Source organism: Sandaracinaceae bacterium (assembly GCA_020633055.1).
Classification (GTDB): Bacteria; Myxococcota_A; Polyangia; order Polyangiales; family Houyiibacteriaceae; genus JADJJE01.
Map to the genome: position 1 here is coordinate 273832 of JACKEJ010000004.1, position 23055 is coordinate 296886.

The following is a 23055-nucleotide window of genomic DNA, read 5'->3' on the forward strand; positions in this document are numbered from 1 at the left end:
ATCCTGCGTATCGTCCGTCGGCCGCGACCCGTCTGGGGTAGCAGCACGTGATGCCATCCTGGGCGCGTCCGGCCGTAGCTGCAGGCGTCCAGCTGACATGTCTCTCCCCTGACGATGGAAGCCCGCTGACACGACGAGGGCACCCTGCGGCACACGCCCCTCCACGAACACCTGCTCCCCGCAGCAGCACGCCTGCTCGGGGCCCATGCGCGCCCCCGGCATGCAGGCGCGTGTCTGGACGCTGGCGCGCGGGTACGAGCCGTCCACCGGGACACAGCAGCCTGCGATGGGTCGAGCGTCTCGCCTGGCCCACAGTCTTGCTGCAGGTCTCGCGCCGTCGAGGGTGCCGGAGTCGAACGAGAGCGCCACGGCTGCGGCCACGCAGGCTGCGACGGGAGGACGTCGCGAACGCACGACGCTCGCGACGAGCGACTCATGGCGGAGTGCTCCCGCGCGGGTTCAGGAGGGTGGGCGTCAGTCACATGTCGCTCCAGTGATGGTGCGGTGGTCGGACCGCGGTGAGAGTTCACTAGGTGAGGCCGTCGCCGGATGCGTCAGCCACTCCGGGTCACTCGGGGCGCGCGGCAACGACGGGCGGCGGCCGCGCGGTGGGCATCGCGCTTGGCTCCGCCGGAGCCCGAAGGGCAGCGAGCGGCGAACCGCGGGGCGCGGTGCACGCGCCTCGATTCCCTGCATGCCGCCGGGTACACGCAGCGCTCCCACCCAGGTCATTGGCGCCGATGCAGCCGCAAGCCGACCACCTGGCAGCGGCTCCGCGGCACGCACGCGGCGCCATCCCAACGCTCCGCGTCGGTGCATGCGCACTTCCTGATCCGTCCCACGCGGTCTCGGGCGGCAGTGACATCGATCCTCGTCCCATGCGGCGCTGGCCCCGCACGGGGACGCACGCGGCGACGCGCGTGGACCGCTACCGGGGTCGCGATTCGACAGGAATACCCGACGTCGTCGACTGCGCGGTCGAGGCGCACTGCACCGCGTCCCCGTGACGGACGCGGCCGGCAGGGCACGCAGCCGCGGTCGCCCCAGCCGGACAGGAAGCGCGCTGGCGCAGCGGCAGCTCAGACGACAGGACCATCCCGGGTTGCAGCTCTCGAAGCGGAGGTCTGGTGGGCCGTCTGGCGTGGCGCGCACGTCGCGAGCATGGGCCAGCCTCTGGCGCGGGCTACGCCACGGCTGCTGCCGGGTTCTGCCGAAGGTGGTCGAGCAGCAGTCGCGCTGCGCGGCACGCGCCCCGGCGACGTGCACAGCCTGCCGCGTGAATCGCGACGTCGTGGCGGTTCGGGAAGATGCGCCACGCGTTGACGACGTCTCGGCTGCGCGTCGGCTGGGGAGCCGGCTGCCTGCGGAGGTCGGCTGCCGCGAGGTAGCGGTCGAAGCGCCGTCGCTGCGCAAGGAGGAGGGTAAGCTCAGTGACCATCGGGCGCTCGCGGGGGACCTCCGCAGCGCCGCCCCTCCGCGCTGTCGAGCGCGCCATCCGGTAGTAGACGATGACGACCAGCAACGCGGCCTCGGAGCGTCGGGGCCCGGTGCGCGCGCGGATGGCTCTCTGTCAGAGCATTCTGCGATCCTCACCGCGGCCCAGGTGCGCTCGCGCTCGCGCGACGCGCGACGCGGGCTTTTGGGCCCGCGCCGTCGCAAAACCCGGCAATCGCCGCAGCTAACACCATCGACACCAACACCCTGTTCAGGTCGCGTCTGGGTCATTGGCAGCCTCGTGCGTGGCAGACTCCAGGCAGTCTCGAGATACCGTCGAATGCTTCCGGCGGGGAGACCACGGAGCCGCATCCGCGACATGAAGCGCCAACTCTGGCGGACCGCACGGGTTCGTAGACGTAGGGTACCGAGTACCAAAAGACGGGGACGCGTGAACCAGTACGTGAGGGGAATCCAGAAGAGCGGACGCGCACGCTCCACGTAGCGGTCACCCTCCGACCGAACCGACGCCTCCCACTGATCGTTGCTCTCCCGAAAACGCACGCGATGTTCCCGGATGTCGTCGCGGCGCCGACGCTCCTCTTCACGGAGCCTCTCGATCGCTGCGAAGGCCGCGTGTCCATTCGAGGTCCCCAGCTGGCGGATCGTCGCCACCACACTCTTCATGGAGGTCCCCGAGCTCGCGGACGCGCGCGATCAAGCGCTGCCGGCGATACCCCGCTTCCGCCCGCACGCGTACGCCCACGCGCTCAACGAGTTCCGAACCGCGACGCGGCAGAAGAACGTTCGTTGTCCGAGATCCTCGCCTCGAGCGCGCGGGATCTGCGTCACCATTGAGCGATTCGGGCCTCGTGCACCATGGCGTGTGCGCGCGATTAGCTCGCGTGAGCGGGCCCTGACTCCGCTCACGTTGCGTGATGCACGGAGAATGGTTGCCCGGTCTGGGCGCGGATCTCGGTCGCGCTTCGGCCGCATTCGCAGAAATCCCCATTCAGGAGGTCCTGAATCGTCTGCCGCACTCGGCACGCAGAGCCCGGAGCGCGTCCTCCTTCGGACTTCTGCTCGCGTCGCGCGTTCGAGCCGACGGTGCTTCCGAGGCACTCGGCGATGTGACGGTTGCCTCCATCAGGTGGCGGTGGCGCTCTGCGCGCCTCGCCCTCGGTCCGCGACCTGCGCCGCTACTGGGGTGGTGCGGTGCGATATCACACCTCGTGATCGACAGGATGAATGCAACCACCATCTCCGAGACGGCGACGGTCGCCTGACGGAGCCGCGGCGTCGATGTTGGTCGCGTTCGGCACCGCCGCTTGCCGACGGCAACAAAGCGGGTGTGACGTGGGTTCGCGGTGCGTCGGGAAGCCGTCGTGGTGTGGGCGTCACGTCGGGCGGATGTCGTGGGGTGCCGAGGCGTCTCCCGGATCGTCCCGATGCCGCCGAACGACCATCCCCTGTTCGATTCTGACCGGGCCCAGAGCCGCCGGTTCAGTGGCGTTCACCTCCTGAGCGCGCCGACCAGCTGACGCGGCTCCCACCCCGGAGCACCTCGTACACCGCCTTCAGATGTTGCCGAACCGTATGGGCGCTGATGCCCGTCTCGGCCGCGATCTCTTTCGCCGTCGCGCCGAGCGCCGCATAGCGCGCCACCTCGATCTGGCGGGGACTCAGGTCTGCGAACGGCGAGCGCTAGAACGTCTCGCGTGCTGCAGCGCGACCAAGTAGCGTGTCTCACCACCAGCCAGCCGCGTCACCACGGCCTCCGGTCGTCGACAAGCCATCGCGAGTGGGCGTCCGCAGACCGCGCCGCGCCGCGGACGACCTCCACGAGCCGCCGCGCCTGACCGCGACGCAGCCACGCGGCGCCCTCCCTCGTTCGCGTGCTCGACCATCTGCTCGGGCGACAGAGCACGACGGAACCTGCGCTGCCTATGTCGCTTCGCACGGCCTCGAGCACTTGCAGCCGCGCGGGTGCAGTGCTGGCAGGACGTCGCGGTTCAGGGCTCCTAGCCCGCTGCGTGAACGGCCGGTCTGTCTCCCATGAACCAGAGCGTGGCGTAGCCCAGGAAGCGCGACCGTCGTAGAGCAGCACACGAGCCTGGTCCAGCTGACCGAGAGCGGGCCTCAGCGCGTGTAGTCTGCGCGGTACGTCTCTGCGCTGCTGCCGAGCGCAACTGACGACCGAGCGCACGGAGTTCCCCGGAAGCGGTTGATCTCGCGCCTTCCGGGCAGGCCAGGGGCCCACGTGGGGATCCTCGTACGCGGTACCCTCGAGCGCCCGTAGGTGCTGCTGATAGGCGCAGTCGGACTCGAACAGCGCTTCGGTGATCACGCGCGCGCCTGACGCGCAGACTGGAAACGCATCACGCCGATGGCGCCGACCCTTGCCACCCATGGAAGCGCGGAGAGCACCGCACCCTCGACTTCGCTCGCGTCCAGTGCCTCTGCATGCCCCTGATCCATCGTCCGCTCCACGCCGTACGTTCGCTGCGAAGTATCCCCGCGGCCGAAACAGGACCATCGCCGAATGGGGATGGTCCTGCGCGGCGCTGGCCGGAAGCCACCGGCTCACGCACCCCGCCCGCCGGCTGCTGCACGAACGGAGGAGTCCGATGAGCAGAGTACCCACCGAGGAGTATCGCGAGACGCCGCCACTGCGCGCCGCGCGCCTCTCGAGCTTCCGCGCGCACGCTCTCCGAGCGCCTGTTGCATGGGTCATTGCGTTGCGATCGCCAGCTGGTTGTTCGCTGTTCACGTGCCAGCGGTGGCTCAGCCGACGGGGTCCCTGAGCAGCCGACCCGAGCGCGGACGCCGAGGCCCGGGCCCATCACCGGCGGGACAGCTCGCGTTCGACCAGGGCGCTTCGAGAACGCGCTCGAGTCATTCCGGATGGCGTACGCACTTCGCAGCGACCTGAACGTTTCCACAACATCGCCAGCGCGGCCGACCGGCTGCGCCAGGACGCCGTCGCGCTGGTCGCGTTCGAGCGGTACCTCGAGCTTGTGCCCGATAGCCTGCACGGTCAGCGTCCGCGCGCGAATCGGACTCCTCCAGCGGTCCGTCGCCGACGCGAACCGCAGTGACGAGCCCGCGCCAACGCATCCCCCTTCGGTTTCGGAACGTCTCCTCAACCGGAACGAGCGTCGAGATGCCAATCGCGTCCGCTGTGGAGGTCGAGCCACGCGACCTCGCGCGACCGAGCTCGTGGCCCCTCACCCTGACCGTCATCGGTGCAGCGCTCACTGTCGGGGGCGGGATCGGGGCGTCGTTGGCACTCCACTGCGACGACGTCAGCGGGTGTTCCGGGGGTGGCGGCGGCATGGCAGTCGCCGTGATGGGTGGGTTGACCTTCCTGCCCGGGCTGGTGTGGACGATCGTTCGCCTCACCCAACGGCGAAGAGCGCAAACACTCGGTGGATTTCGGGCCGCGCCCCTCCTTGCGGCGCAGCGGATACGCGGCGGAACGTATGGCCTGACGCTGCGCCTCGATTTCTAGGCGTCCTCGAGCCCACGCCGCGCGCCGTGTCCACAACAACGCTCGCCACGGCGCGCGCCCGCGCGGTAGAGTCGCGCGCGTTGGCTACGACGATGACCATTCCGCCAGAGCTCGAGGCGCTCTCGCCCATCGGCGGGACGGACGCGGGCCGCTACTTCCTGTTGGAGCCCGACGTGATCGTGGCGCTCCCCCGGCCGGGGTACATCCAGTCGGGCGAGGGGGCCACACGCTCGCTGGTCGAGTTCGACCGCATCACGCGCGAAGCGGGCCGTCGCGCCGCCATCGTGGTGCTGGTGGACCGCGTCATGTCGCAGGACCCCGCGAGCCGTCGCGTGTGGTCGCAGCAGCGCCCCGACGAGACCCGCTGTGCGCAGGCGCTCGTGTGCGGCAACGTGCTGTCACGCGCCATCGGCTCCTTTTTTCTGGGGCTGAGCCGCGGGCCAGTGCCCACGCGCATGTTCGCGACCCTGCACGAAGCGCGCGTCTGGGCGCGTCAGATGGTGGAGACCCAGGGTGGACCCATCGCGTGACCAGAGCGCCCTCGACGCTGGAGCGCTCGAGGTCGTCAACGAGGTGCTCATCGCCGTGGCCAGCGGCCGCTTCGACGCGCGCGCGCCGCGCAGCTTCGACGGCAGCGCCATGGACGTGCTCGCGTTCATGGTGAACGCCACCGCCGAGGAGGTCGGGCTGCTGGTGGCCGAGCTCGAGCGCGAGCGCGAGGACCTGCGGCGCGCGCGGGACCAGCTGGTCCTCGCCGAGAAGCTGGCCGCGCTGGGGGAGCTCTCGGCCGGGGTGGCGCACGAGCTGAACCAGCCGCTGACGGTGATCCGCATGATCACGACGCTGCTCGAGCGTAAGCCCAACGCCACCATCGCGGAGTCCCGCGCCGACCTCGCCATCATCGCGGACGCGTCGCGGCGCATGGGCCGCATCGTCGACAGCGTGCGCGCCTTCGCGCGCGGCGGTTCGTTCACCATGGCGCGCGTGTGCCCCACCGCGCCCATCGAGGACGCCCTGGTGCTGGTCGACGAGGCCAACCGCCAGAGCGAGGTCGCCGTGCGAAAAGACTACGCCGCGGACCTCCCGGACGCGTGGGCCGACGCGGACCGGCTGCAGCAGGTGTTCGTCAACCTGTTCGTCAACGCGCGGCAGGCCCTCGAGGGTTCGCCGAGCGGGTCCGAGCGCGTCATCGACGTCGGCGTCCGCGCCACCCAAGCGCACATCGTGTACACGGTCGAGGACAACGGCCCCGGCGTCGCCAGCGAGCACGCGGACCGCGTCTTCGACCCGTTCTTCACCACCAAGCCCCCTGGGAGCGGGACGGGGCTGGGCCTGTCCGTGTCGCACGGCATCTGCGTCGACCACGGGGGGTCGCTGCACTTCGAGCCGCGCAGTCGGGGGGGCGCCCGGTTCATCGTCCACATCCCGCAGGCGCCCATGGAGGGCACTCCGTGAGCGACGGCGGCCTACGAGAGGAGACAGTCCTGGTCGTCGACGACGAACCGATGGTGCGGGACATCGTGGCGCGCGTGCTCGAGACGGTCTTCGCGCGGGTCCTGGTGGCCAGTGGGGGTGACGCAGCCATCGCGCACCTGAACGACCAGCGCGTCGACCTGCTGGTGACCGACCTGAAGATGCCGGGCGTCTCGGGCCTCGACGTGGCCCGCGCGGCCCTGGCCCGGGGCGTGCGCACGCGCGTCATCGCGATCAGCGGCTACGTGACCCCGGCCGACGAGGACGCGCTGGCTGCGCTGGGCGTCGACCTGCTGCGCAAACCGTTCGACGTCGACGCGCTCCTGACACGAGTGGAGCGGTTGCTCGACGCGCCCTGACCACGGCGTGCCCACGTCCCGGCCCCCGCCTGCATCCCGACCGTGGGAGCTTGTCGGTTCGCCATCTGCGTCTATCCTGCGCGGGTGCCGACCCGCCGCCCCCATGTACGCGCCGCTTCGACCGTCCTCTCGGTCGTCTGCGCTGCGCTCTCGATGGTGCCCGCCGCCCCCACGCGCGCGCAGCCGGCCACCGACCAGCCCGCGCCCGCGCAACCCGTGGTGACGCCGCCGCGTGTGCTCCGCGACGCGACCGCCGAGCTGCCCGCCGAGCAGTGGGCCCAGGTGCCCGCAGGGGCCACGGTGCTGCTGGAGCTGGTCATCGGCGCAGACGGCGCCGTGAGCGAGGCGCGCGTGCTCGAAGGCCTGTCGGAGACCCTGGACGCCGCGGCCGTCGCTGCGATCCAGCGGTTCGTGTTCGAGCCCGCGCGCCAGGACCTCGAGCCCATCGCGGTGCGCATCCGCTACGCCTTTGCGTTCGTGCCCCCGAGGACCGCGGGGGGCACCGTGTTGCCGCCCCTCGGCACCATCACCGGCGTGCTGCGCACCCACGAAGACGTCCCCGTGGCGGGCGCGCAGGTGCTGATCGTGAGCGCGGACGAGGCCGTCGTGCGGCGCGTCACCACGGGCGAGGACGGCGCGTTCACGTTCGACATGCTGCCCCCCGGTCTCTACGACGTGCGGGCCACCGCGCCGGGGGCCGAGGCGCTCGTGTTCCAAGAAGACGTCGTGGCGGACGAGGCCACCGAGCTGGTCTATCGCTTGCCCGCGCCGCCTCCACCGCCGGAAGACGATGACGACGACGTGGAGTTCGGCGCGGAGGCCGTGGTGGACCCGCCGCCGCGCGAGATCACCCGCCGCTCCATCCGAGGCGAGCAGCTGCGCACCATCCCCGGCACCGCGGGCGACGCGTTGCGCGCGGTCGAGATCCTGCCGGGCGTGGCGCGCCCCCCCTTCGGCGCCGGCGCGCTCATCGTGCGCGGCTCGGCCCCCGGTGACAGCGAGGTGTTCTTCGAGGGCGTCTCGGTGCCGCTGCTGTACCACTTCGGTGGCCTCAAGAGCGTCATCAACTCGCGCCTGCTCGAGGGCATCGACTTCTACCCGGGCAACTTCTCGTCGCGCTACGGCCGCCGCACGGGCGGTATCCTCGAGGTCAGCCTGCGGGACCCGGCCACGGACCGCTTCCACGGCATCATCGAGGCCAGCGCCATCGACCTCTCCATCATCGCCGAGGGGCCCATCACCGAGCACTTCAGCATCGCCGTGGCCGCGCGCCGCAGCTTGATCGACCTGGTGTTCGACTCGCTGGTGCCCGACGACATCGGCGTCGTGGCCGCACCCGTCTACTACGACTACCAGCTCTTCGCGACCTGGCGCCCGAACTCGCGCGACCGTCTGCGCATGCTCATCTACGGCTCCAGCGACCGCTTCGCGCTCAACATCGAGGACTCGTTCGGGGACGACCCGGCCGCGCGCGGCAACGCCAGCCTGACCACGCGCTTCTTCAACCACCAGTTCATCTGGGACCGCCAGGTGGACGCGGACACGGAGCAGGAGCTGGCCGTCACGTTCGGCCCCATCCAGGCGCGCTTCGGCATCGGCGACCTGGGCTTCGACGGACGCTTCCGCCAGATCTACTCGCGTTACGAACGGCGCATGCAGATCAACGAGCACGTGCGCCTGCTGGTCGGCAGCGACATCTTCCTGACGCCCGTCAAGCTCACCTACAACGGCCCGCAGCTGGGGCAGTCCGAGGGCGGCGGCACGGACGCGGGCCCGCTGGCCGGGCGCGAGACGGTCAACGTCGCCCTCGACACGGTGGTGGTGCGCCCAGGCTTCTACCTCGAGACCAACATCGACGCCGACCCGATGCGCTTCGTGGTGGGCGCTCGGGTGGACTACTTCGGCGAGATCAACCAGTGGGTCTTCAACCCGCGGCTGTCCGTGCTGGCCAGCGCGACGGACACGCTCAGCTTCAAGGTGGCCGCTGGGCTGTACAGCCAGCCGCCCGAGTTCAACGAGTCGAACGGCGCCATCGGCAACGACCAGCTGGAGCCCATTCACTCGGCGCACTTCGGCGCGGGCTTCGACTGGGGTTTCCACCCGGGCATGACGCTGGGCCTCGAGGGCTTCTACAAGCCCCTCTGGAACCGCGTGGTGGGCATCCAGGGCGGCGTCGAGCCGTACTTCCAGAACGGCGGCCGAGGCCGCATCTACGGCGCCGAGCTGAGCGCGCGCATCAACCCGGACCACGGCACGTACGTGGGCTACCTCAGCTACACGCTGTCGCGCAGCGAGCGCTTGGACCACCCCGAAGACCCGGATGACCAGTGGCGTTTGTTCGACTTCGACCAGACCCACATCCTGACGCTGTCGTTCACGTACAACCTGCCTCGCAACTGGAGCCTCGGCGGCACCGTGCGCATCGTCAGCGGCAACCCCAGCACGCCCATCATCGGCTCGGTCTACGACGCGATGAACGACGTCTACATCCCCATCGACGGGCGCACCAACTCGCAGCGCAACCCTCTCTTCCACCGCCTCGACGTGCGCGTGGAGAAGAAGTGGATCTGGGACTCGTTCATGCTGGCCTTCTTCCTGGACATCCAGAACGCGTACAACCAGCAGAACCAGGAGGGGCTCATCTACAACTTCGACTTCAGCCAGTCGACGGCCATCAACGGCCTGCCCATCATCCCCGCCATCGGCATCCGGGGGGAGCTGTGAGCATGACGCACCACACCCTGCGTTCCTCGGCGCAGCGCGCCTTCGTGTCCCTCGCCTGCCTGGGTCTGCTCCTGGGCTGCGGCGAGCAGCTGGACCCCGCCTCGCTGCTGAACAAGACCCGTCCGCTGGGCATCCGCTTCTCGGTGCAGGGCGAGCCCGCGCGCACGCGCCCGGCGGCGGACGAGACCCTCGACCTCACGCTGCTCATGGGACACGCGGCGGAAGAGCTGCCGGTCTCGTTCTTCGCCGTGTTCTGCGTGCCCGAGGACTCCACCCGCGGCGTCCCCTTCTGCGCCATCGACGACAGCGGCGAGCCCACCTTGGTCGGGGGCATCCGCTCCGGAGCGGACGTGCTCGGCGACCCGTCCTTCACGCTCGACATCCCGAGCGAGGAAGAGCTGGACGCGCTCGGCGTGCAAGAGACCCTGCTGCTGCTGGGCGCGGTCTGCCAGGGAAGGCTGGCCAACCTGACGGGCATCGCGAACCTGTTCGACGCGGACCCGGACAGCGTGAACCCCTGCAGCGACCCGGAGGACGACGGCGCGATCCTCTCCGGGCGAGTGACGCTGCTGCGCGGCGACGCCCAGAACAACGCCAACCCGGGCATCGCCTCCCTCACGCTGGACGGCGAGGCATGGGACAGCGTGCCCGCCGGGACCGACACGGGCACGGGTTGCGCGGGCATGGGCCTGCCCGAGGCGCGGCAGGGCGCCGAGCCGCTCGCCATCTTGCTGCGCCCCGCCGGGAACGCGCGCGAGAGCTACGACGCGGTGGTGGACGACGAGCTGATGGCGGTGCGCGAGTCGCTGCAGGTCACCTCGTTGGCGACGGCGGGCGAGATGCAGCGCACGTTCAGCTTCATCGACGAGGAGCGCGACGTGGTGAACGTCGAGTGGCTGCCTCCGGAGGACGGCACACCCGAGGACGGCGAGCGGGTGCGCTTCGAGTTCGTCATGCGCGACGGTCGCGGCGGCATCGACCGCGTCCGCCGGCAGGTCTGCCTCTTGCCCTGAGCGCTCGCGGCGTCCGACAGCGACAGGGCCGTGAGCCGCGGACGTGCTGCCGGCCGCTTGCGCCGCCTCAGCGGTCGATGCGGCGCAGGAGCGTGTCGAACTCGACGGTGCAGCGGCGGCGCGTGCCGTTCACGTTGGACATGTAGCTGCGCTGCCCGCGGCCCGTGAACGTCTCCCCGTTGAGGGTCAGGTCGAAGTGCGAGTCGCCGCGGTCCGGCCCGGTGACGCCCGCCTGCTGCGACACGCCCACCACGTGTCCGTCGGCCGTGATGCCCAGCTCCCAGGTGGGCCAGTAGGTCGAGTCCGGCAGCGCCATCTGCATGGTGGCGCTGTGCGGGATGCCGTTCACGGCCGCCACGTACGAGTTGACGTAGCCGGAGCCGCTGATGTCGCCGCAGGTGGCGCGGTCCAAGCGGTTCTGGAACACGTACAGGCCGGGCCCCAGGATGGACTGCGCCCCCGTCTGAGCGGACGCGCGCTGGTCGAACGCGCCGTGCTGCATGAGCAGGGCGCCCGTCAGGCAGCCGAGGAGGAAGACGATGAGGAGGTTCTTGCGCATGGGGAAGCCTACGGGTTGGATGCGGAAACGTTGCGGCGGTCAGGAGCGCGGCAAAGCGTAACAAGACACCGCGACATGAGTAGGATGCCCCATGCGCTCGCCGAAGACCCACACGACGTCCATCGCCACCCTTCTATTCGCGCTGAGCACGCCCGCCGCCGGGTGCGGCTGCAGCGGAGGTGGCGCGCCTGGTGGCGGCGAGAGCACCACCGCGACGCCTGGCGCAGCAGCCACCGAGGGGCCCTCCTCCCCACGCAACGTCGAACCCGAGCCGGCACCGGTGGACCCCCCGGCTGAAGGCGAAGAGAGCACCGAGGTCGCCCGGGTGTCCCCCGCGCTGCTGGCCTCGCGCCGGTGGTCGGGCGTGCTCGCGGCCTACCGGACCGACGACGGCGGGTTCCGCTACGCCGCGCTCGCGGGCTCGGAAGCGGACCGCGCCAGGCTCGCCGAGGCGGTCCAGGCGGTCGCCGACACCCGCCCCACCGACCTCGTCAGCCGCGACGCGGAGCTGGCCTTCTACCTGAACGCCTACAACATCCTCACGGTGAGCGCGGTGCTCGCGCGCTTCCCGATCGACAGCGTGATGAGCGTCCCGGGTTTCTTCGACGCCATCGAGCACGACGTGATGGGCACGCGCATGACCCTGAACGCGCTGGAGAACGACATCATCCGCGCCCGCTTCCACGAGCCGCGCATCCACTTCGCCGTGAACTGCGCGAGCGCGGGCTGCCCGTGGCTGGACGCGACCCCGTTCACGGCGGCCGAGCTGGACGCGACGCTCGGGCGGCTCACGCGCGCCTTCGTGGGCCGCACGACGACGGTGGATGCGCGTCGGCGACGCGTGGTGGTCAGCCAGCTGTTCGAGTGGTTCGCGGGGGACTTCGAGCCCGCAGGGGGCGTGCGGGCGTTCCTGGTGGCGCACACGGAGCACGAGCCGACGCGCGTGTTGGTCGCGGACGAGCGCAACCGCATCGCGTACTTCGAGTACGACTGGGCGCTGAACGCCCGACCGTGACCGGGAACCGGCGCTCGGCGCCCTACCCCAGCTGACGCAGCGCCTCTCGCTCCGAACGCGGCGCCTCGTCGCCGCAGAGGGTCAGCGCAGCCAATACGGCTCGGGTTGCTGGGCCCAGACTTCGGCCGCGCGGCTGAGGGTCCAGCCCCGGTAGGCCGACCCGTCCTCGGTCGCAGCGACCATGTTGCTCTGCGCCGTGATCAGCGCCGGGCCCCGTGCGTCCAGTCGGGTCGGGAAGAGGTTTCCCTTCACGCTGACGAGCTGTTCCCCTCGAAGCTGGCACAGGCCTCTGTCGGTCGTGCCGACCCAGACCTCGTCGTTCCACTTCGCCACGGACAGGAGGGTCCCGTGGTCGGCGGTCAGGCGGGGCGCCCATCCATTCACGCTGCCCTGCCAGAGCCCGCCCTCGTGCACCGCGTACATTTCGTCGGCGGACACTACGCAGATGTCACGAAAGCTGCCCATCGCGCTGGCCGGGATCGCTGCCCAAGTGACGCCATCCCAGCGTGCGATCAGGCCGCGGGCTCCTACGCAGTAGAGCAAGTCCGGGCTCGTCCCGTGGATCGCCAGGACCACGCCGGGGCTCGCGAGCGGGACCCAGTCGCTCCCATCGAAACGGAACATGGGGCTGTCGTGGCCACCGCCGTGCGCGAAGACGAGGGTGTCGTCGAGGCCCCCGACGCGTCGAACGATCCCACCCGTCCTGTGTCGCTCCCAACCGCCACCCCCTTGCGTGGGTGTGTCCGACCAGTGCATCTCATGGAACGCCGCGACGTAGAGCCGGCCCGAAGGAGATCGCCAGAGGTCGCGGTATCCGGGCGAGCTCTGAACCGCGTAGAACTTGCCGTCCGCTGCCCCGTGAACCACGAGCGCCTCGTAGGCGCCCTCGACGTCGGTCGTCTCGTCGTAGCGGCTCGTGAGCGCATGGCAGTCCGTGAGGGAGCGTCCGCTCGCAGTGAGCGATTCCAATCTCGATGGCCATCGCGACCTTGGTCAGAGGGCAACGTTGGTGGTCGGTGTCGGAGCTCGCACAAGGCAGCAAGCAGCCGATGGCCGACATTCCCAGAAGGTTCGCATGGTCCGCTTGCTTCGTCATGCGCGCCCACGACCGGGAGACGTTGTACGCTGCCCAGCATGGTTGACCACGCCGCCACGCTGAACGCCCTACTCCCTGCGGTCGACGCGTGGTTCGAGACCGAACACCGCGCCACCGCGCTGCTCTGCGACCGCGCGACGAAGAACGAAGGCAAGGCCCTGGCAGCGCCGCTGATGCTCCCCATGGAGGAGCGACCTGTCGACACGGAGTGGCTGGTCACCGGCATGTACGTACCCCTGATGGTCCCTCTCGCAGCAAGGGACCAGGTGCGAGAGGTCCTTCGCAAGCGCACCGTGCACCGCGTCGCGTTGCACAGCCACCCGGTGCTCGCACAGCTCGTCTACGCGTACGCCGATGAGCTCGTCTACTACCCGGAGCAGATCCACCGCCGTCTGACGTTCATCCGCTCCGACGAAGGTCTCCGGCTCGCGCAGAGCGCGGAGACGTGCGGCGGCTGCTACGGCACCGGCATCCCCAACGGTCACGAACCCAAAGGTGGCCCCTACCCGACCGACGGGCCGACGTGCACCGCGTGCGACGGCGAGGGCTTCCTCCACCACTATGGGCTGGTGATCCGAGAGGTATCGCCACCACAGGCCATCGTCCGCCTGGTGCCCCCGTCGGAGTGGCCCACGGTCGCCTTCTACGAGAGCGACCGATAGTCCCCACGGGCGGCACGACGCGTGGCACGGCCTTTCGCGCGACGGCGCGTCTGCCCTTGGACTTCCACCGCCCCATCGGCATACTGGCCGTGTCGCGCGCGGCTGCGCGCCAGGAGGGACGTTGGACCCACGGAACAAGGCACACGTTCGGAGGCTGATGTCGGTGGTGCTCGGCTGCGCAGCCCTCACGTTCGGCACCACCACCGCAGCGCAGGGGACCGGGGAGCTTCCCGAAGGCGCGGAGCCTCAGGACGAAGCACCCGGAGCGCCCCAACAGCCTCCGCCCGAGTCGGCCTCGTCGCTGGGGCAGTCGGCGCCAGGTGCGGAGCCGCTGGCGCGGGAAGGCTGGTCCACGCAGGGGGACACGCGTGACGGAGCAGAACAGCACGCAGCTGGCTGGGTGCTCTTCGAAGCCGCCATCCGCCAGCGCGCGGAGGGGAACCGGCGCGCAGCGCGTGCATTGCTGCAGCGGCTGCTGTCGGAACATCCCCGGCACCCTGCGGCCCCGCGCGCGCAGCGGCTCGTGGACGAGCTCGACGCGTCGTTGCGCGCGGAGCCCGGCGACACACCCGCGTCGCGTGGTCGCGAAGACCCCACCCTCTTGGCGCGGGCGGAGTTCGTCACGTCGCAGACGTTGCTGGGCACCACCTACGGCATCGTCCCGTGCGTGATCGGCGGCTGCCACAACGCGCGCTCGTGGGTCTTGGCCTCGCTCGCGGGTGCCGGCGCGGGCCTCGGCTTCTCGCTGCTCTACAGCCGCGACGGCATCACGCCCGGAGCGTCATACACCATGGACACCAGCGCGCTCTGGGGCGCGACCATGGGCTACTTGCTGACGGGGAGCCTGGGCTCGTTCTACGACGACTACGGCGGGTTCCGTGACGGGAACATCCTGGCGCTCGGCGTCCTGCTCGGGCAGCTGGGTGGCTTGGGGGTGGGGGCGCTGCTCAACGCCACGCTGCAACCCACGGCGGGCGAGGCGGCGCTCGCGTCGAGCACGGGCATGTGGTCCGCGACCCTGGTCACCCTGGTCGCCATCGCAGCGGCGGACGGCTTCTCCGACGCGGGCGTGCGTGGCCTGCACGGAGGGGTCGCGCTGTCCGCCCTCCTCGGCATGTCGCTCGGAGGGTACTTCGGCCACCGCGACGGCTTCACGCGCGGTCGCGTGCTGCTGATGGACCTCGGCGCGGCCGTGGGCGGTTCGCTCGCCGTCGCGCTCGGCTTCCTGTTCCGCGGAAACAACCTCACCGCAGAGGGTCTGCTGGTGGGGTCCGCCGCGGGCATCGTAGGAGGCTTCGTGCTCAGCGGCTTCATCACGCGGTCGCTGCGCGCCACACCGAGCGAGCACGTCAGCGTGCAGGTCGGTCCCACGCGTGGTGGAGCGCACGTGCAGCTCAGCGCGCGCTTCTGACTGCCAGTCGAGCCGTGCGGTTCCAGCTCGCGGGCCGAGCCCACGAGGGCGCGGCCCGGACGCTACGCCAGCTGACGCGCCACACGCAGTCCGCTCAGAGTCACGCCGGCGGTGGACTGCCCCGGGAACACCGAGTCGCCTACGAAGAGAACGTTGGGCAGCCCCGTGCGAGGCCCGCGCGCGCGAAACACCGAGGTCTGGGGGAAGCCCCCCACCATGCCTTCGGGACGCCGCGTGAAGCGCTGGAACGACACGGGCGTGCCCGTGAGCCGGAAGGTGACGCACTCCCGCAGGCCCGGCAGCGCGCGGCTGATGGCGTCCAGCATGGCCTCCGCGTACTGCTCCTTCCGGGCCTCGTAGGCGGCGGGGTCGGTGCGGTGCAGCGTCCACCAGGGCTCCGTCTGGGTGTGCGTGGACATGGTGGCGGGCAGCTCGCCGGCCGGTGCGCGCCCGGCGTCGTCGGCGCTGGCCATCGAGAAGAAGACCGAGTTCGTCTCGCCCAGCGGCTTGCTCGCGTCCACCACCACCTGGTGGTGCGTGGCGGCGTCCCCGAAGCGCTGGCGGAACCTCTGCTGGTCGATGCCCAGGTAGACCATGAACGCGCCGCCGGTGGGCGTGAGCGCGTGGTCCACGTCCCGCACCAAGGTGCGCGGAGCGCCCTCGCCCAGCAGTCGCCGCAAGGCCCACGGCGTGAGGTTGGCCAACAGCGCATCGCACGGTACGCGGAGGCCCTTCTTGGTGGTGACGGCCACGGCGCGCCCCGCCTGCAGCGCGATGCCGTTCACCTCCTGACGCAGCAGCACCTCGCCGCCGCTCGCGCGCACGGAGTCCATCAGGCTCTGCGCCAGCTGGCCGATGCCGCCGCGCACGTGGTTCACCCCGCGCCGTGGCAGATCGATGGCCGCGCTGCCGTACAGCGCGCTCACGTAGGGGCTGGTGGTCTGCGCCGAGATCAGCAGCTGCGCGTCCAGGAACGCATGGAACATGGGGTCCCCGGGCGGGGCGAGCGAGCCCAGCGTGCGTGTGAGGTAGGGCAGCAGTCCGATGTCCTCGAGGTTCACGGAGGACCCCAGCCGCAGCGCATCGGCCACGGACTCGGGCGGCCACGGGAAGGGGCGGCTCGACACCCGCCAGCTCACGTCGGCCAGCCGCTCCTGACGCCGCCAAAACGCCTCGGTGCCTGGGAAGTGCGCCTGCCGCTCCGCCTGCCAGCGCTCCTTGTCGGCCCACTGCGTCACAGCGCGACCGTCGGGCAGGTGCACCACCCAGGCCGGGTCCACCGGATGAACGGGCCATGCGATGCCCAGCAGCTCGCCCACGATGTGGTGCGGGCCCCCAGGCGCGAAGCCCCCCGCCAGCGTCGCCCCCGCGTCGAATCGGTAGCCGCGGTGAAAGAACGTGCCCGCGCAGCCCCCCGGATAGACGTGCGCCTCCAGCACCGTGACCCGCTTGCCCCACTTGGCCAGCAGCGCGGCTGCGGTCAGCCCGCCAATGCCCGCGCCGATGACCACGACATGCTCCGTCATGCGTGGCACGGTCGAGTGGACGCGGCGCGCGTTACGAGAGCGCCTCGAGCCGCTGACGTACGGCATGTTCGCTTGGGCTACTCGTCCAAGCCGGCGTGCTTCTTCACGTTCAGCGCCTTCCACTTCAGCCCTGGGCTCGCCTCGATGCGTCGCTGGAGCTCGCTGTCGGTGGTGAGCAGCGCCGCCTCGATCACGCCATGGCTATTGAGGCGCTCGAGAAAGCGGGCCTCATGCGCCAAAAGGGGGAGGACCGCGCCGAGCCGTGCGCGCGTCTCGTCGACGAGCGACGATGTCCACCGCTCGACCTCCTCATCCGCAGGCCGGATGTCCTGCCGCAGCATGGGCAAGAGCAGCCGCTTCACGTCAGAGGCCGTCGTCGTCACTTCGGAGGCCGAGACCGTCCTCCAGTCGACGCGATTGATGCCGCCGTAGACCACGAAGGCGAGGCGCAACTTGTCGCGGTCGAAGGTGTCGCGCGCGAGCAGCTCACGAGCGTCGAAGAGATCGCGGCTCGCACCGCGCGCGAGCAGCGCAGCGAGCTTCCCCGCCGCCAGCTCGTGGCGGTCGAGCAGATTGAGGCGCGTCACGCGGTCACCGAGGAACGGCTTGGAGTCGCATGGCGCAGCGTCCCAGAGCGGGACCCGGAGCATGTAGTTGACGTCGACCTCGATGATCGCCGGGCGCCCGAGCGCAGAGGTGTACGACAGCCGCCACTTGCCTCCGGCATGCTCACCCGGCGCGCGCTTCACGCTCAGACCGAGGCGAGACGCGACCTGTGCCAGCGCCGTGTCGAGCTTCGTGCGCTCGGCCATCATCGTCTCCCGATCCGCGCCACCAATGTAGTTCACGTCCACGTCGACCGACAGCCGGGGAAGGTCGAACACGAAGAGGTTGAGCGCCGTCCCGCCCTTCAACGCAACGCGCGGCCCCAGAAACGGGTGCCCGGCCATCAGGTTCAGCAGCCGGACCAGCATCGACACCTTCTCGAGCGAGTCGATGGGGAAGCCGGTGTCGCTCGCGGCGCGCTGGAGCTGTTCGCGTGTCAGCATCAGACCTCCTCCCAGCGCTCGTCGAGCACCCACTCGGGCACGATGAGGTTCCATGGGTGGACGAGCCGCCCGGGGTCGCGCGCCGTGTCCAGATAGCGCGCCTGTCTCGGTGCGCGCTCGGCCAGACGCGCGAGGTGGCCCTCCTCGACGAACAGACGTTCGCGCTGGGACGAGAGGAAGTAGCCCACGCGCGCTGCGGTGACCGCGGACTCGAGCGCGAGCGTGTAGGAGATCACAGCGTCGAGGTCGAAGAACTCGACCATCGCGAGCGAGCGAAAGATCTCCTCCCAGCCCCCTCCGAGCGCGGGCGAGTGAAGCACGTCGACCATCGCCCGCTCGCAGGAGCTGACCCGCACGATGCCACCGGCGCTCGGGACGCGCTCGACGCCTCCGCCCATGTCGGGGAGCTGGGCCACTGGCTCGGGCGGGCGGACGGGCACGTAGTCGACAGGCCCGAAGCGAAAGCCCCGCGCGGCGTAGGTCGTGAGGAACGTGACCTGGCTCCACATCGAGTACGCGCGCCCGTGGAACTGGAGGGCAGCGTGGTGACTGACGGCCGCGTCCGGCGCGGCCTTGGTCGCGACGAGGAACGGATCCACCGTCTCGGCCCGCGCTCCTGCCGGGGGCGTCACGTACAGGCCACGCCGGACCCGCGCGATGCGGCCGCTCGCGACGTGCTTGCGGAGCAAGCTGTCGACGGTCCGCGGGCTCGCGCTCGTGCGGCTCTGTGCGTACTCCTCGTGCGTGAACACGGGGTGTGTCTGGAAGAACTCTTCGGAGGACACGAGTGGACATTCCTTGCGGAAACACGCACACCGGGTACGTGGATAGGTGTATCTCGGCAACAGTACCCGCGGGCACGAGGAGTGTCCAGATGCCATCGAAACACGCACACCGGATGCGTGTTTTGGTAAATGACAGCAAGACATGACCGCCTGCCGCACCGCGCGTGGCGCACACCGTCCGCGGGTCGACACACGGGGAACGTGGTTCACGCCGCGCTGTCCACCACCCCCACGCCCGGCAGCCGCGCACTCGCTGGCGACCCGGGAAACAGCGCGCGCTCGGCCGCATACAGCGCGCGCAGCGTGGCCACGTCCACGCCCGCCTGCTCACGCAGCGTGCCAATGGGCACGTCCAGCTGCTGCTCGAGCGGCAGGCTGTCGATGCGCACGGCGGAGCGCGCCCCGGCCTGGTAGCCGAGGTCGAACACGAACAGGTCGGCCTCGCTCATGCGGTAGTGGCGCGGGTAGAGGCGCTTGGCGATGAGCTTGAACGTCTCGAGCAGCTCGCCGTCGATCGACGAGCTGGCTGCGCCCATCGTGTAGCCCACCACGAAGGCCTCGTCGGGACCGAGCAGCCCGCGACCGAGCAGCACATGGATGCAGTCGTGGCGATCGAGCGCCACGGCGCCCGGGAGCGCATAGGGCGAGGCGGGGTTCTCCACCAGCCGCACCAGCGAGTCGATCTCGTCGGGGCGGTTGGCGGGCAGGGTCGACACCACGCTGCCCAGCGTGCGTGGGTCCGGGTCGAAAAGGCCCGGCACCCAGCGCGCCGCCTCGTCTGGGAAGTCCAGCACCGGCAGTGGGGTGTCCATGCCCAACAGTCTAGCGAGACGGAGGGTGCGCCCGCCAACGCGCGGCCCCTCGGCGCCGCCGGCGCGTTCGTCCATGCCCGTGGCGCGTGTGTCCAAGTCCCCACGCGCGCCGAGCGCCACCCTGAGCGCATGACCCATCTCCCACTCTTCTCGCTCGTGATGGTCGCGATCATCACCATCGACTACCTGCTCGGCCCGACCGCCGAGTACCTCAACGCCTACGAGATCCTCCGCCGGAGCGTGCCGCTGCGGCTGCCCCAGGTGGCGGAGGGCTTCTTGCTCCGGCAAGAGACGCTGGGTTCCATCGCGCTCCCTGTAGGATGGGCACTCTCCGCGGTCGAAGCCGGGGTGGTGACGGTGCTGCTCGAGGCCGTCGGGCGCTTGGGGCTCCGTGCGTTCGGAGGTGCGTCGTGACGTTGGCGCGCGCACGCGTCGTGATCACGGGCGGCACGCGCGGCATCGGGCGCGCCCTCGCCGAGGCGCTGGTGCAGGAGGGCAGCGAGGTGCTGGTGTGCGGCCGCGACGACGCGGCCCTCGCCGCGGTGCGCCGAGACCTGGGTGTGCGGGCGCTGCGCTGCGACATCACCGACCCCGCCGACGTCGCGCGGCTGGCCGACGTGGTGCGCGCCGAGCTGTGCGGGGTCGACCTGCTCATCAATAACGCCGGGCGCCAAGTGGACCACGACGTCGTCGCGGGGCTCGACATGAGCGCGGCGCGCGACGAGGTCGCGGTGAACCTGCTGGCGCCCATCGCCGTGACCGCCGCGCTCATGCCCCTGCTGCTGGCGTCCCCGGACGCGGCGGTGGTGAACGTCAGCTCCGCGCTCGCCTTTGCGCCGGCCCCCCGCTCACCCGTGTACGCCGCGTCGAAGGCGGGCCTTGCGGCGTGGACGCACGCGCTGCGGGCGCAGCTGGAAGGAACGGCGGTGCGCGTGGTGGACGTGGTGCCACCGCTCGTCGCGACGGATATGACGGTCGGTCGTCACGAGGGTGCAGTGCAGCCCGAGGCTGTCGCGGCAGCCGTCGTGCGCGGCCTCACAAGACGCCGGACGCGCGTCGTCGTCGGCAAGGCGCGCGCGCTCGCCGCCATCCACCGCGTGTCGCCTGCCCTCGCCCGTCGGATGATGCGCGACCGCTGATAGACTGCCGCCGTGTCCGGGCGCATCAACATGGCCGTCGTGAAGCTCGTGCTGGACGGGATCCGTCGGGTCGCCCCCGAGGCGCTCGACGCGGCAGGAGAGCTCGCCACGTTGTGCGACGCGGACGGCGCGGGCGTCCCGCTCGAGCCGTATCGTGCGGTGTTGCAGGCCGTGAGCGATCACGCGGGCGACCTCACGCTGCTCCGCGCGGGTCACGCACCGGACACCCTCGTAGACCCCATCCTGTTCGTGCTGCTGAACAGCGAGACGCCCGCCCAGGTCATCGAGAAGGAGGCGCGGCTGGCGCGCTTCATCCACTCGCGGCACGTCGTCCGCGTCGTGGCGGTGCACCCGAACGGCGTCGAGCTGGAGCACGTGTCCACCGTGGACGACCCGCCGCGGCGCACCGAGGACCTGGCTGCGGCGGGTCAGCACGTGGCGCTGTTCGAGCAGATCGGGTGCCAGGGCCTTCGGCTCCAGCTGCCCGGGACCGAGGCCCCTGCGCGCTGGGTGTACCGTGCCGGCGGGTACGAAGCGCCCGCCGCGGGGTCCTGCGCGCGCTGGGTGTTCACATGGGACGCGCTGGTGCCGACGCGCCGCCCGATGCCCGGCCTCGACGCGCACCTGCTGGCGGGAGAGACGCGCCCCGAGCTTCTGGAGTCGACCGCGACGGTGGGGGCGGTCGAGCGCATCGCGCGCGCGGACCTGGGCCGCACGTGGACCCTCTCGGACGTGGCTGCGCGCCTCGGGCAGTCTCCCCGTACGCTGCAGCGCGCGCTGGCGGCCGAAGAGGCGCGCTTCTCCGACGTGCTCGATCGTGTGCGGGTCGACGCCGCCGCCCGGCTGCTGGAGACGAGCGCGCTGAGCGTGACGGAGATCGGCTACGTGTGCGGGTTCGCGGACACGTCCCACTTCAGCCGGCGCTTCAAGCAGCGTCGCGGGCGGTCACCGTCGGCCTATCGCAGCGAAGCCGACGGCCGTGGCCACGCTTGACCCACGAGCGCCTTTGGTGGTCTGGTGCGGGGCATGCGCGTCCCCCTGTGCTGGTGTGTGCTGTGCCTCGCCCTGACGGTCGCTGGCTGCGGAGACGACCCGAGCGAGCCGGAGGGCACCGCGAGCGCGCCCGAGAGCCCAGCCCCAGAAGCGCCCCGTCCAGACCCCGAGCCGAGCGAGCGGGCGCCCGACCGCCCAGTAGACGCGCCAGCTGCGCCAGCTGCGCCAGACGCGCCCGCCGAGCCCACGGGTGCCGACGCCGACGCGCCCCCTGGGACTGCCGCAGGGAACAGCCCCGAGGCGACGCCGGGCGGAGCCACGCCGGCCGACACCTCGGGCAACCCGTCCACCACCGCAGTGACCTCCACCGCGGACGCCACGGAGCCCCCAGGCGCGTGCACCCGCGTCAGCCGGGCCCCGCTCGAGGTCATGCCCGAGCGAGGAGCGCCTGGTCTCGCCGCACACGGCAGCAGCCTGCTCGTCGCGGGCTATCGTCACGAGGGCGAGCGCGAGTGGGTGCAGGTGATGAGCGTGGAAGGCGGGCGCGCACAGACCGAAGCCGAGCTACCCGTCGTGCCTCCGCTGACGCAGTCGCGTCACGCCGCGCCCGCGGTCCTGTTCGCTGGTGGGCGCACGGTGGTCGCATACACCGACGGGCGTGGGCGGCTGTTCGTGGCCACGCCCGGGCAGGCGCCGACGCAGGTGACCGAGCTCGCGGACATCCGCCTCTCGCCCACGCTCGCGACCGTCGCGGGGGGCGTGGCGGTGACCTTCACGGACTCGAGCGGCCCGACGCCGCGCGCCATCTTGGTGCGCCTCGGCGGGGACCTGCAGCGCGTCGCCCAGCACGTCCTGCACCCCGACTACATGGGCGGCACGGCACCGTTCCTGGTGCGTGAACCGGACGGCAGCGCGCACCGCGTGGCGTTCGCGGACCCACGCCGCGGGCTGTCGTCGCTGCTGCTGGCCGAGCTGGACCCGCAGGGCGCCCCACGTGGCGAGCCGCGCACCGTCTCGGTGGTCAGCCAGCTGAGCGATCCCGCGCGCGTGGTCATGGTGGACGCGCACGAGGCGTCGCGCCTGCACATCGGCTTCACCGCCGTGGACGCCCGTGGTGCGACCGCCGTGGGGCACCTCTTCAGCGACGGGCCCAGCAACCCGCGCCCGCTCATCCCGAACCGCGGCTACGGCATCCTCGACCTGGACGGCCTCGGGCTGCCCCACGGCGCGCTGTTCGTGGTGGACTCACCCCTCGGCGACCCGGACACGTCCCCACGCGAGCTGGTCGTGCGGCAGGTGAACGCCAACCAGTTCGGAGAGCCGCTCACCGTGCGCAGCCCGGACGGCACGGCGCGCGCGGGCCGGCTCGCGCGCGTGGCCGACGGCACCGTGATGGTGGCCTACACGGGCCTGCACGCGCTCTTCGTGGAGGCCCTGCGCTGCCCCGACCTCGCAACGCCTTGACCACACGGACATCGCTCCGCACGCTCAGCG

19 protein-coding genes are annotated in these 23055 nt (G+C 71.0%); 12 read left to right on the top strand and 7 right to left on the bottom strand.

Translation table 11 applies throughout. The annotated features are described in order from the left end of the window. Positions 1-2937 precede the first annotated feature (2937 nt). Positions 2938-3099 (bottom strand): hypothetical protein, encoded by a 162-nt coding sequence (locus tag H6726_01105; protein MCB9656218.1) that lies wholly within the window; start codon positions 3097-3099, stop codon positions 2938-2940. Positions 3100-5037: 1938 nt separating this feature from the next. Between H6726_01105 and H6726_01110 the strand changes: the two genes are divergently transcribed. From H6726_01110 to H6726_01130, 5 genes are all read left to right on the top strand, one after another. After that, positions 5038-5475, top strand: a complete 438-nt coding sequence (locus H6726_01110) for a hypothetical protein (protein MCB9656219.1) — start codon at positions 5038-5040, stop codon at positions 5473-5475. Continuing rightward, entirely contained in the window at positions 5459-6400 is a 942-nt protein-coding gene (locus tag H6726_01115; GenBank protein MCB9656220.1) for a hypothetical protein, read from the top strand. Before H6726_01110 ends, H6726_01115 begins: the two co-directional genes overlap by 17 nt. Continuing rightward, positions 6397-6777 carry a response regulator gene (locus tag H6726_01120; protein ID MCB9656221.1) on the top strand — a complete coding sequence of 127 codons (381 nt, stop codon included), beginning with the start codon at positions 6397-6399 and terminating at the stop codon, positions 6775-6777. Before H6726_01115 ends, H6726_01120 begins: the two co-directional genes overlap by 4 nt. A gap of 84 nt (positions 6778-6861) precedes the next feature. Then, positions 6862-9501, top strand: coding sequence for a TonB-dependent receptor (locus H6726_01125; protein ID MCB9656222.1), 2640 nt, complete (start codon positions 6862-6864; stop codon positions 9499-9501). Between the two features lie 2 nt (positions 9502-9503). Continuing rightward, positions 9504-10514 carry a hypothetical protein gene (locus tag H6726_01130; protein ID MCB9656223.1) on the top strand — a complete coding sequence of 337 codons (1011 nt, stop codon included), beginning with the start codon at positions 9504-9506 and terminating at the stop codon, positions 10512-10514. 67 nt (positions 10515-10581) lie between these two features. Here the strand turns inward: H6726_01130 and H6726_01135 are convergent, their stop codons facing one another. Beyond that, positions 10582-11073: a hypothetical protein gene (locus tag H6726_01135; GenBank protein MCB9656224.1), complete on the bottom strand. Its 492-nt coding sequence runs from the start codon at positions 11071-11073 to the stop codon at positions 10582-10584. A gap of 91 nt (positions 11074-11164) precedes the next feature. Between H6726_01135 and H6726_01140 the strand changes: the two genes are divergently transcribed. Beyond that, on the top strand, positions 11165-12088 hold the full coding sequence (locus H6726_01140) for a DUF547 domain-containing protein (protein ID MCB9656225.1): 924 nt from the start codon (positions 11165-11167) through the stop codon (positions 12086-12088). Between the two features lie 81 nt (positions 12089-12169). Here the strand turns inward: H6726_01140 and H6726_01145 are convergent, their stop codons facing one another. Continuing rightward, complete coding sequence (locus H6726_01145) at positions 12170-13057, bottom strand: hypothetical protein (protein ID MCB9656226.1); 888 nt, start codon at positions 13055-13057, stop codon at positions 12170-12172. 165 nt (positions 13058-13222) lie between these two features. Here H6726_01145 and H6726_01150 point away from each other — a divergent pair, with 165 nt between their 5' ends. Both H6726_01150 and H6726_01155 read left to right on the top strand, forming a co-directional pair. Further along, entirely contained in the window at positions 13223-13846 is a 624-nt protein-coding gene (locus H6726_01150) for a hypothetical protein (protein MCB9656227.1), read from the top strand. 157 nt (positions 13847-14003) lie between these two features. Beyond that, positions 14004-15257: a hypothetical protein gene (locus tag H6726_01155; protein ID MCB9656228.1), complete on the top strand. Its 1254-nt coding sequence runs from the start codon at positions 14004-14006 to the stop codon at positions 15255-15257. Positions 15258-15319: 62 nt separating this feature from the next. Here the strand turns inward: H6726_01155 and H6726_01160 are convergent, their stop codons facing one another. The 4 genes from H6726_01160 to H6726_01175 all read right to left on the bottom strand — a co-directional run bounded on the left by H6726_01160 (position 15320) and on the right by H6726_01175 (position 19429). Next, a complete protein-coding gene (locus H6726_01160; GenBank protein ID MCB9656229.1) occupies positions 15320-16783 on the bottom strand; it encodes an FAD-dependent oxidoreductase in 1464 nt (487 codons plus the stop codon). 77 nt (positions 16784-16860) lie between these two features. Further along, entirely contained in the window at positions 16861-17832 is a 972-nt protein-coding gene (locus H6726_01165; GenBank protein ID MCB9656230.1) for a nucleotidyl transferase AbiEii/AbiGii toxin family protein, read from the bottom strand. Next, positions 17832-18617, bottom strand: coding sequence for a transcriptional regulator (locus H6726_01170; protein MCB9656231.1), 786 nt, complete (start codon positions 18615-18617; stop codon positions 17832-17834). The genes H6726_01165 and H6726_01170 overlap by 1 nt, the downstream gene beginning before the upstream one ends. 206 nt (positions 18618-18823) lie before the next feature. Continuing rightward, on the bottom strand, positions 18824-19429 hold the full coding sequence (locus tag H6726_01175; protein ID MCB9656232.1) for a hypothetical protein: 606 nt from the start codon (positions 19427-19429) through the stop codon (positions 18824-18826). Positions 19430-19558: 129 nt separating this feature from the next. Between H6726_01175 and H6726_01180 the strand changes: the two genes are divergently transcribed. From H6726_01180 to H6726_01195, 4 genes are read left to right on the top strand one after another with little or no spacing between them, the layout of a single operon-like run. Further along, positions 19559-19843, top strand: coding sequence for a hypothetical protein (locus tag H6726_01180; GenBank protein ID MCB9656233.1), 285 nt, complete (start codon positions 19559-19561; stop codon positions 19841-19843). After that, complete coding sequence (locus H6726_01185; protein MCB9656234.1) at positions 19840-20568, top strand: SDR family NAD(P)-dependent oxidoreductase; 729 nt, start codon at positions 19840-19842, stop codon at positions 20566-20568. The genes H6726_01180 and H6726_01185 overlap by 4 nt, the downstream gene beginning before the upstream one ends. Positions 20569-20580: 12 nt before the next feature. Further along, positions 20581-21561: a helix-turn-helix transcriptional regulator gene (locus H6726_01190; GenBank protein MCB9656235.1), complete on the top strand. Its 981-nt coding sequence runs from the start codon at positions 20581-20583 to the stop codon at positions 21559-21561. A 33-nt stretch (positions 21562-21594) separates the two neighbouring features. Beyond that, on the top strand, positions 21595-23025 hold the full coding sequence (locus tag H6726_01195) for a hypothetical protein (GenBank protein ID MCB9656236.1): 1431 nt from the start codon (positions 21595-21597) through the stop codon (positions 23023-23025). The last annotated feature ends 30 nt before the right edge of the window (positions 23026-23055 follow it).